This is a genomic window from Exiguobacterium sp. s132, assembly GCF_018617235.1.
GTDB lineage: Bacteria > Bacillota > Bacilli > Exiguobacteriales > Exiguobacteriaceae > Exiguobacterium > Exiguobacterium profundum.
In genome coordinates this window covers 44,817-54,662 of record NZ_JACSJU010000001.1, presented here as the reverse complement: position 1 = coordinate 54,662, position 9,846 = coordinate 44,817, and the positions used below count along the sequence as shown (strand labels likewise).

General features: G+C 49.0%; 9 protein-coding genes. 2 read left to right on the top strand and 7 right to left on the bottom strand.

Annotated features, from left to right (window positions below; all coding sequences use genetic code 11):
* The first annotated feature begins 42 nt into the window (after positions 1-42).
* The gene (locus KNO78_RS00340) at positions 43-423 is read left to right on the top strand and encodes a truncated hemoglobin (RefSeq protein WP_015880960.1); all 381 of its coding nucleotides are present in this window, start codon (positions 43-45) and stop codon (positions 421-423) included.
* A gap of 55 nt (positions 424-478) precedes the next feature.
* Positions 479-865, top strand: a complete 387-nt coding sequence (locus KNO78_RS00335) for a hypothetical protein (RefSeq protein ID WP_015880959.1) — start codon at positions 479-481, stop codon at positions 863-865.
* Positions 866-894: 29 nt separating this feature from the next.
* Here KNO78_RS00335 and KNO78_RS00330 read toward each other — a convergent pair whose 3' ends face one another.
* From KNO78_RS00330 to KNO78_RS00300, 7 genes are all read right to left on the bottom strand, one after another.
* Positions 895-1,305, bottom strand: a complete 411-nt coding sequence (locus KNO78_RS00330; RefSeq protein ID WP_015880958.1) for a hypothetical protein — start codon at positions 1,303-1,305, stop codon at positions 895-897.
* 127 nt (positions 1,306-1,432) lie between these two features.
* Complete coding sequence (locus KNO78_RS00325; RefSeq protein ID WP_214691229.1) at positions 1,433-4,501, bottom strand: efflux RND transporter permease subunit; 3,069 nt, start codon at positions 4,499-4,501, stop codon at positions 1,433-1,435.
* Between the two features lie 86 nt (positions 4,502-4,587).
* Positions 4,588-5,058 (bottom strand): competence protein ComK, encoded by a 471-nt coding sequence (locus KNO78_RS00320; RefSeq protein ID WP_015880956.1) that lies wholly within the window; start codon positions 5,056-5,058, stop codon positions 4,588-4,590.
* 127 nt (positions 5,059-5,185) lie between these two features.
* Positions 5,186-6,526: a sensor histidine kinase gene (locus KNO78_RS00315; protein ID WP_237708239.1), complete on the bottom strand. Its 1,341-nt coding sequence runs from the start codon at positions 6,524-6,526 to the stop codon at positions 5,186-5,188.
* A 26-nt stretch (positions 6,527-6,552) separates the two neighbouring features.
* Entirely contained in the window at positions 6,553-7,215 is a 663-nt protein-coding gene (locus KNO78_RS00310; protein ID WP_214691230.1) for a response regulator transcription factor, read from the bottom strand.
* 310 nt (positions 7,216-7,525) lie between these two features.
* Positions 7,526-7,732, bottom strand: coding sequence for a copper chaperone CopZ (copZ, locus tag KNO78_RS00305; RefSeq protein WP_074037662.1), 207 nt, complete (start codon positions 7,730-7,732; stop codon positions 7,526-7,528).
* Positions 7,729-9,840: a heavy metal translocating P-type ATPase gene (locus KNO78_RS00300; RefSeq protein WP_214691231.1), complete on the bottom strand. Its 2,112-nt coding sequence runs from the start codon at positions 9,838-9,840 to the stop codon at positions 7,729-7,731. Before KNO78_RS00300 ends, copZ begins: the two co-directional genes overlap by 4 nt.
* Positions 9,841-9,846 lie beyond the last annotated feature (6 nt).

The following is a 9,846-nucleotide window of genomic DNA, read 5'->3' as shown; positions in this document are numbered from 1 at the left end:
CGATTGAAATCGATTAGACTGAACGTATGAGGGGGAATATATGTGAGTGCCTATGAACAATTTGGAGGCGAACGTGGTGTACAACAACTCGTTGACGCGTTCTATGACCTCGTCTATGCCGATCCAATTTTACTTCCACTATTTCCGGAAGATCAAGATCGAGTCAAACAGCACCAATTTGAATTTTTAACACAGTTGCTCGGCGGTCCAAAGTTGTATTCGGAACGTCGTGGCGGTGGAAACTTGGCGATGATTCATCATGAGCATCCCATTTCTGAGACACATGCCGGCCATTGGCTTGGATGTATGGAACAGGCGCTCAAGACCGTGGATGCCCCAGAATCGATCAAACGTCAGTTATTTCAACGGTTGATCATGTCATCTTCGAATGTCGTCCGTGTTTGTTCGCATCATTTTGAGTAGTCACAACTATAAAAAGTGGGTATGATAGGAAAGTAAGCAAAGGAGGTCGTTTCACATGACAGAAGAAGAAAAAAAAGAAGTCGTCTCATCTGAGGAAGAGACGGAAGAAAAAGAAGAAACGGTAGTCCTCGCCGACGCGCTTGATGAAGCTAACGAAGCTGCTGAAGCAGAAGAAGATGAGGACGATGATGAGGATCAGCCGGAAGAGAAGAACATGGACCACATCAAAGGCGTCTTCAACTATGATCATGAAAATGGTCGTGAATACCGTGTCGTCTTTTACAACGATCGCAAAAACTTAGTGTTCCGTGAACTCGGTAATGGCAAGGTTGAATTTGTCGGCCGTTTCTCGGATGATGCATACGATGAAGAGAATGAAGCAGAAATGCGTGAACTCGGTCAACGTGAACTCGAGCGCATCCTCGCTGAACGCTTCAACTAAAAAAATCGCCGAAAGTTCGGCGATTTTTTTTAGTTCTTCTTATTCCGTTTCTTTTTGCGAAGTGCATAGGCGACACCGGCAATCCCACCGACGACCGCGAGTCCAGCAACGACCGGAACGAGAACACGTTTCGTTGGAATCATCTCTTTCACACGTTCATATGGCGTTGGTGTCGAGAACTCTAATTGTACGGCTGTATCGCCATGTCCATGCGCCCGCGCTTTGCGTGATGCATCCGTGACGACCACACGTCCCGTCGTCCAGCGACGATTGCCGTATTCGTCTACGTACGGACGACGTACACGTTTCACATCACGTACCATCTTCCCACGTGCGCGATCTGGTCGGACGACGCGTTCACTCGACCACGAACGGCTCCCGGTCACACTGTACGCTGGTCGTACTTTGCGGCGATTGAGCCAAGTATATGAATCGTTCATCTTCAATTCCCTCCCATACTGTTCAAAACCTCTCTTCTAATTATACCCATACAACATCACCCAAAACATGTGACAAATGGTTCAAAAAAAGATGTGACACCATACGGCATCACATCTTCAAGCTAAATCATTCTGTAAATGGTTTGTCCTTATGACGACGTTTCGCCAAAATCAGGTAGTACGCCGGAACAAGAACGAGAGTCAATACAGTCGAGAATAGAATACCCGATACGATGCCGATCGCAAGCGGTTTGAAGAGCGGGTCTTCCCCAAGTGCGACTGGTAAGAGGGCAACGACTGCCGTGAGCGCCGTCAAGAGAATCGGACGAATCCGAGCGCGCCCTGCTTCGTAAACGGCGGTCGTGACCGGTAATCCTTCACGAATGCGTTGTTCGATAAACTCGAACAGGACGACTGCGTTCCGGACGACGATTCCCGCAAGCGAGACCATCCCCATCGATGCCATGAAACTGAACGGTGTCTGAGTCACGAACAATCCGACGACCGCTCCAGCGATCGCGAGATAGATTGTGAACAAGACGAGTAATGGCAACGAGAGTGAGTTGAACTGGAATGCGATGATCAAGTAAATCAAGAACAAGACGACGACGAACAATGTCGCAAGCTCTAAGAAGAACTCGTTCTGCGTGTCGCTCGCACCGGACTGGTCGAACGTGATCCCTTCATCCTCTAACCCCGACTTCGCATCATCCAACACCTGCTCGACATCTTGTTTAAATGCCTCTTCATCCATGCCTTCGCTCGCATAGATTTGGAGTGTGACCGAACGCTCCCCATTCTCACGAGGAATCTGCTGAATTTGTTCTGTTGTCGTTTCCGTCACGAATGTACTGAGTGGGGCAACGGGCGGACCTGCTTCTGTTTGGACAGGAACTAAAATCTCGTCAAGGGCGAGTGCTTCGCGGTTCGCCTCTGCATCAATGACGATTTTCACGTCACGTTGTTCCACTCCGTCATCGAATGTACCAATTGGAACACCGTCTGTGACGAGACGAATTTGGTCACTGATTGTTTTTGCCGTCACGCCGGCCCGTGCCATTTCCTCACGATTCAATTCGTATGTGAGTGTTTGGAACGGTTCTTTAATATTATCGAGGACGATGGCCCCGTCAATTTCTTCAAGGTCGGCTTTCACTTGGTCACGTGCAGCCACGAGTTGATCAATCGTCTCGCTGCGCATCGTGAATTCGACAGGTGCGGATGCCGGCGGTCCTTGTTGTTGCGTATCTAAGAAGATTTCGGCGTCTGGATAGTCTTCACGCAACACGTTCGTATACTTATCAATCAATTCGATGGCATCGATTGATTCGTTGTCGACACGAACGACCACTTGTCCCGTGTTTTCACCAGACTGATCGAGTCCACCCGTGAATAAACCAGGGAGACCTCCTCCGGCGAAGACGGATGTTTCCACGACACCCTCTTCTTCTTTAAATCTCGCTTCAATTTCTTCAAGACGTGTCTCTGTCTCTTCCAAATCCGTTTGAACGGGGAAGGTCACACTCGTCACGACTTCCGGACGGTTCGCGGCTGGGAAGAACTCAAACGGCGTGAGTAAAATCAAACCGTACAATGCAGTCGTGATGACAAATCCGACAATTCCAAACGTCCACGGACGCTTCGCGACACTCGGTAAGAGGCGGTCGGCGTAGAAATTACTGAGTCGGTTAAGCGGTCCGCCGAGCCAACCTGATTCACGTTTTGATACTTTCACTTCTTTACGATTCAAACGATACTGCGCAATCGGTACGAGCGTTAAACTGATGACCATCGAGGCCAAGACAGAGAGGGCTAGAACCGTCGGCAAGGCGCGAATGAAGTTACCGTTTGCGCCCGATAGCAAGGTGAGCGGAAGGAAAGCAAAGACGACCGCGAGTGTCGACGTGACAATCGAGCCCCATACCTCTTTCGTTCCTCGGACTGCTCCAAGCATCGCCGAGTCTCCGTTACGATACCGTCGTAAGATGTTGTCGTTGACGACAATCGCATCATCAACCAAAATCCCTAAGGCGATGATTGCCCCGATAATCGAGATTTGGTTCAAATCGACCCCGGTAAACTGTAACGGGATCAAGGCGATCAAGAATGACAACGGAATTGCCAGACTGACGATAATCGAGCCAGAGAATGTTAGACCAATCGTCGTCACGGCAATGACAGCAATGATGGCGACAATAAATTCACGCGTCAGCGATGAGAAGATCGCATCGACCGCTTTTGCCTGCTCATAATATGGAACGAGCTCAAAACCGTCTAAGTCTCCAAGACCATCTTCGACTACCTCGTTGACACGGTCTTGCATCGTTGGAATATCCAAGCCCGACTCAATCGGAACTGTAATCGAAACAGCCGGCTTTCCGTCTAATGAAACGAGATCGGTTTCACTTTTCGCTGTCTCTTCGACCGTCCCGACATCTGCTAGTAAGACCGGTTCCCCATTGAATGAGCCGACGATGACTTGCTCCATATCGTCTACATTCGTCAAGTTATCGATTGCCAGTTGATAAATCCCCTCTTCAGTCGATTGACGGCCGAGCGGTGTCGTCTTGTATTCTTCGTTAATGGCCGTCAATACGTCCGGGAAGGCAAGCTGACGTGAACTCAGCTCTTCCGAGTCAAGTGACACAACATACTCCTGCTCTGGTAACCCTTTGATCGTGACTCCCGTCACGCCATCCGTTCGCAAAAGTTTCGACTCTAATTGTTCGATGTCTGATCGAACATCCTCAAATGATCCACGATCGTCTGCTGTCAATAAATACGATGCGACAGGTAACTGCCCGAGTGAATCATTGACCGTTGGCGCAAGCGCGTTTTCAGGAAGTTTAGGTGTCGCATCCGACAACGCTTGTCGAACGTTCGCCTGAAACTCTGCCTGATCGGTTCCATCCGCATACTCGACCGTGATGTTCGAGAACTCTGAAGCCGAAATCGACGTCACGTTCTCTACTCCTTCTAAACTACGTAGTTCCTCTTCTAACACGCCGGTAACATTCCGTTCAACCGTTTCCGCTGTCGCACCAGGATACGGTGTTTGAACGAGTACGATATTGATCCCGGTTTCCGGAATCTCACGTTTAGGGAGCTGGAAGAACGTCAGCACACCCACGACGATTGCGACGAGAAGAAACACGATAACCAGTTTCCCTCGCTCAATCATTTTTTCAAAAAACATAAAAACCCCTCGCTTTCGGATGATGTGCAAATACACATATGATATCTCTTCTTCATCATAGAGGGGTTTGTCATTGAATTCAATCCTTAAGCGTGTTGCAATGTGCTGTCATGGAAACGTTTTTGAAAAGCGTACGATAATTCGATTGACCGTTGTTTTTGTCTCGACACGGTATGGTCGGACACGTGAACCTTGACCGATTCCCCCGTCAAAAACTGAATGAGAGTCTCTTTTCCGTCTTTCTTGATGGCCGTCACGTGTTGAAAGTTGATCCACGCACAATCTGGACTTTCTTTGGCAATCGTCGGAAAGAAGACGGCATCCGCATGCCAATCCATGACGACCGGTGTCTTTCGATGTGGTCCGAGGACGTGTCGCGCTGCCTCGATTCGACCTTGAATGCTCGACCCGTAGTATAGACACGCGTGTTCTAATAAGTCGATTGGCGACCCTTTTACTCGCATGACGCCTTCTGGTTGATACACAAGTGTTTCCGCTTCGCCAAACTCGTTAAATACAGGAATTAAAGCTCTCGTTTCATTGGTCAATCTGCTCATCTTTTCATCCCCCATAACGTATGTAATGACTTACATGTCATTCATACCAGGATTCGATGCGCCCCGCAAATCGGCTTTTGTCTATTTCCCATGAAAAAACCAGCCGTTTCCTGGCTGGTTTTGAAAATCAAGCATTCGAATTTAAAGGTTGGTTCGACTTGAGTCGGGGAAAGTAAAATCGCACTGCTGTTCCGTCTCCTGTATTTCGTAGAGACACTTCCCCTGTGTGAAGTGTCACAATTCGCTGCACAATGAACAGACCGAGTCCGAACTTCCCTTGCTTCCCTCGAGAGAATTGGTGGAACAAGTCTAAACTCTCATCAACTGGCGGCCCGTCGTTAAAGATGGTGATTTCCACGCCAGCGTCATCTTGGTGGAGGTCGATGCGAATGCAAGATTCCGCGTAACGGAGTGCATTGTCGAGCACGTTCTCAAATGCGACCCGGATCTGTTCCCCGTCGCCAAGCATTTCGCCGCCTTCGCCATTGATTTCCCAATCGAGCTGGCCTCTAAGTTTGAAGCGCGCGACGAGCAGTTCCATCAACTTGTCGAGATTGATTGGTTCGAGTTTCATTTCCTGTCCCTTGAAATATTCAAGTTTTGTGACGTACAACAAATCGACGACTTTCTTTTCGAGTCGAGACGCTTCCTCATCAATGACCTCGGCAGAACCTTTCAAGTCTCCTGTCGGATAAATACCGTCCCCAATCGATTGGGCATATCCTCGAATGACCATGATCGGTGTCTTTAAGTCATGCGATATGTTTTGAAGCAACGCTTGTTGTGCCAAATCCTGCTCTTTTAATTCCTTACGCATGGCATCAATCGAATGGGCCAACTGACCGAGCTCATCTTGACGATCTAATGGTAAAGCGGTCTCCCACTGTCGATTCGAAATCTTCTCAACGGCCCGTTCCATCTCCACGATCGGTTTCGTCAGTTGACGCGACATCAATAAAGCTGGAATCAGTGACAAGAGGCTGATGATGCCAATCAGAATCGAGATTCGCAAATATAATGTCGACACCAACTCACGACGATAGGCATCCCATGCGTAGGAGGCTTGATACACAATCGTTCCATCGTATTCATTTTGACGAATGATGTAATAGACGTCCTCTCCGTCAATCGTGGTCTGATACCGTTCGACCTGACCACTTTGATTTAACGCTTCCTGATACATGCGGTTCGTCAATTCAAGCGGTGCCGATCCGTAGATGATCCGTCCGTTCGGGAGAAAGATCAATTGGTTGACCGAACGGGACTCTTGTTGGCGTCGGTCATACTCAATCGGGTTTTGGGGATAATTCTCTAACTCATTCGTGTTCCCTAAATAATAGTCCACATCTCGTAACGTCTCATATACTTGTTCATCGATGAACTGGGTGATGGATGAACGGACCGTAATCAAAATCATGAGCGCGAGCGTCACGATGATGAGTAAGATGAGCACCCAAATCTTCCACATGAGCCGCTTCGGTTTAAGCGCGTCCATCATGGTCTGACGAGACGGTAACCGATACCGTAAAGCGTTTCGAGCTCGAGACGGTGTAATTTTTTCCGGACACGACGCACCAAGTCATCGACGACGCGGTCCGATCCGAAGTAATCGTTCCCCCAAACACCTTCTAGAATCTGCTCACGTGACAAGGCAGAGCCCGGATGCTCGAGGAAGAGTAGCAGTAAATCGAATTCTTTCGAAGTCAAATCGATTTCTTCTTCTCCGTGCTTGATTAGACGTTTATCCGGATAAATCGTGTACTCCCCGTATTCGATATGCTCGTTCGATTTCGAACCATAGACACGATCAATCAATTTTTTGACGCGGATGACAAGTTCCCTCGGAAGGAAAGGTTTGGCGATGTAATCATCCGAACCCATCTCAAGCCCGATGATTTTATCGATATCCTCATCGCGCGCCGAGATGAAAATCGTCGGCGTATTGGCATTGACGGCTTTGATTTGTTTCAATAATTGGAAGCCATCCAGGTCCGGCAACATGATATCGAGCACCCATAAATCCGGTTGGTCTGGAATCGCTTCTTGTGCAGATGTCCCGTCCGCAAATGAGCGAACGTTGTATCCTTCTTGTTCTAGATACGTGACGAGCATTTTGTTTAAGTTTGCTTCATCGTCGACTAAGTAGATTGTATACATTCAAGTCACCTCAACACGTTTTTTCTCATCATATCAAACAATTGTCGTGAAATGATGGGAAAGAAATGAAGTCAAAGAAAAAAGAAGGTCACGAAACCGCACCTTCTTCACCGTACTGAATTTGTTCGTAACTGTTGCGTCAAAAATGCTGCGCCCCCACTAATCAACGCCAACACTCCACTGATCATGATCATTTCCATGATGTCCGCCTCCCGTTGATACCGATTCTCATTATCAACTTAAATATAGCACACATCTTATCCATTGGATACCACAAAAAAGTCCCGATTTCACTCGGGACTTACCATGATTATGCTTTTACATCGTATCCTTGTTCTTCGACTGCTTCCACCATCGTCTCAAGTGAGACAGAATCTTGATGGATCACGTCGACTCGATGCTCTTGGAGAGATACCGTCGCTGATTCGACACCGTTCAATTCATTCAATGCCCCCTCAACGGCAGCTTTGCAATGATTACATGTCATACCTTCTACGGTTAACGTTGTTTCTTTCATGATGATGATCCTCCTTGTGTTTTTAATCGTAATGCGTTCAAGACGACAGACACCGAACTGAACGCCATCGCCGCTCCAGCAATCCATGGGGCAAGTAACCCTGCTGCAGCGACCGGGATACCAAGACTATTATAGGCAAGGGCCCAGAACAAGTTTTGACGAATGTTCTTCATCGTCAAACGACTCATATTCATCGCTCGACTTACGCCTTCAATGTCTTGCCCTACAATTGTAACATCTGCCGCCTCGAGTGCGACATCCGTACCACTCCCGAATGCGATCCCAACGTCCGCCACCGCAAGTGCCGGGGCATCGTTCATGCCGTCCCCTACCATGGCAACGCGACCGGATTGTTTCAATCGTTCAATCTGCTCCGCCTTCTCGACAGGAAGGACTTCGGCAATGACTTGACGATGCGGGAGACCAAGTTCGTCGGCAATCGCGTAGGCGACTTCTTTCCGGTCACCTGTCAATACATACACGTCACGCGTTTGGTTAAGGGCTTGCACGATTTCACGACTTTTCGGTTTCAATTGATCTTGTAGCCCGAACGCCCCAACAATCCCACTTTCATCCGCGACATAGACCGGGGTCATCGCCCCCATCGACCAATCTGGCAAGTTGTATCCGAGCTCTTCCATCATTCGAACGGACCCGATGACGAGTTCTTTACCATCCACAACCGCTTTAACACCTCGTCCGGCCAACTCCTCCACTTTCGTCACGACACCATCGCCTGCTTCCCGACCAATGGCGGCCGCCAAAGGATGTGTGGATTGTCGTTCTGCCATGACGGCGCGTCGGAGCGCTGCCTCGTCACCAAACGTTTCCACTACTTCTGGCTTCCCGTTCGTCAACGTCCCTGTCTTATCAAAAACAACGATGTTTGATTCATTGAGTGATTCGAGTTGCCCCCCACCTTTGAACAATACACCTTGTTCTGCCGCTCGTCCCGTTCCAACCATGATCGATGTCGGCGTTGCCAAACCGAGGGCACACGGACATGCGATGACAAGTACTGCGATTGATGCTCGAATAGCCGTATCGATATCATTTAACAGGAATGCCCAGACCACGAACGTGACAACACTGATGGCTACGACGATCGGTACGAAGACACCCGAGATGCGGTCAGCCTGACGTTGAATCGGCGCCTTATCCGTTTGTGCCTGTTCGACGACACGTACGATTTGAGCGAGCATCGTCTCTTTCCCGACTCGTTCCGCCCGCATGAGAATGCGATGAGACTGATTGATTGTTCCGCCGACAACTTCGGCGTCGACAGTCTTTTCTGCTGGAATCGATTCCCCTGTCAACATCGATTCATCAATGACCGTCTCTCCCTCGATGATTCGTCCATCGACCGGAATCTTCTCTCCCGGACGTACGACGAGAATGTCTCCTACTTTGACGAGTTCGACAGCGACAGACCGTTCTTCACCCTCGACAAACAGAATCGCTTCTTTCGCCTGAAGCGACAAAAGTGATTTCAACGCATCAGTCGTCTTCTCTTTCGCTCGTCCTTCTAACCACTTCCCAAGTAAGACAAGTGTGATGAGGACGGCACTCGTCTCAAAGTAAAGATGTGGATTCATCGGGTGTACGATCATTTCAAAGATGGAGTAAAAGTATGCAGCAGACGTCCCCGTCGCGACGAGCACGTCCATGTTCGCCGACCCGCTCTTCAAGCTCTTATACGCGCCTTGATAAAACTGTGCCCCGATCCAAAACTGGACAGGTGTCGCAAGGGCGAATTGCCACCATGGGTTCATCAGCCACGGGGCATGAAATCCGAGTCCTGGTATATGCGTCAACATGACGAGGAGTAACGGGGCCGATAACAGCGCAGAGATGATGACTTTCCGCTTTAATGGACGCAGATCATGCGGCGGTGCCATTTCCACTTTCGGCTCGGCTCCGTATCCGATTTTCTCAATCCGAGCAATCAGCTCTTCTTCTGTAATGCCTTCATCGACACGAATGGTCGCCGTCTCGAGCGGAAGGTTGACCGTCGCTTCGACACCGTCCATTTTGTTCAACACTTTTTCAATTCGTGCCGAACAAGCCGCACAGGTCATTCCTTGTATGGATAACTCAACGGTTTTCATGAAATC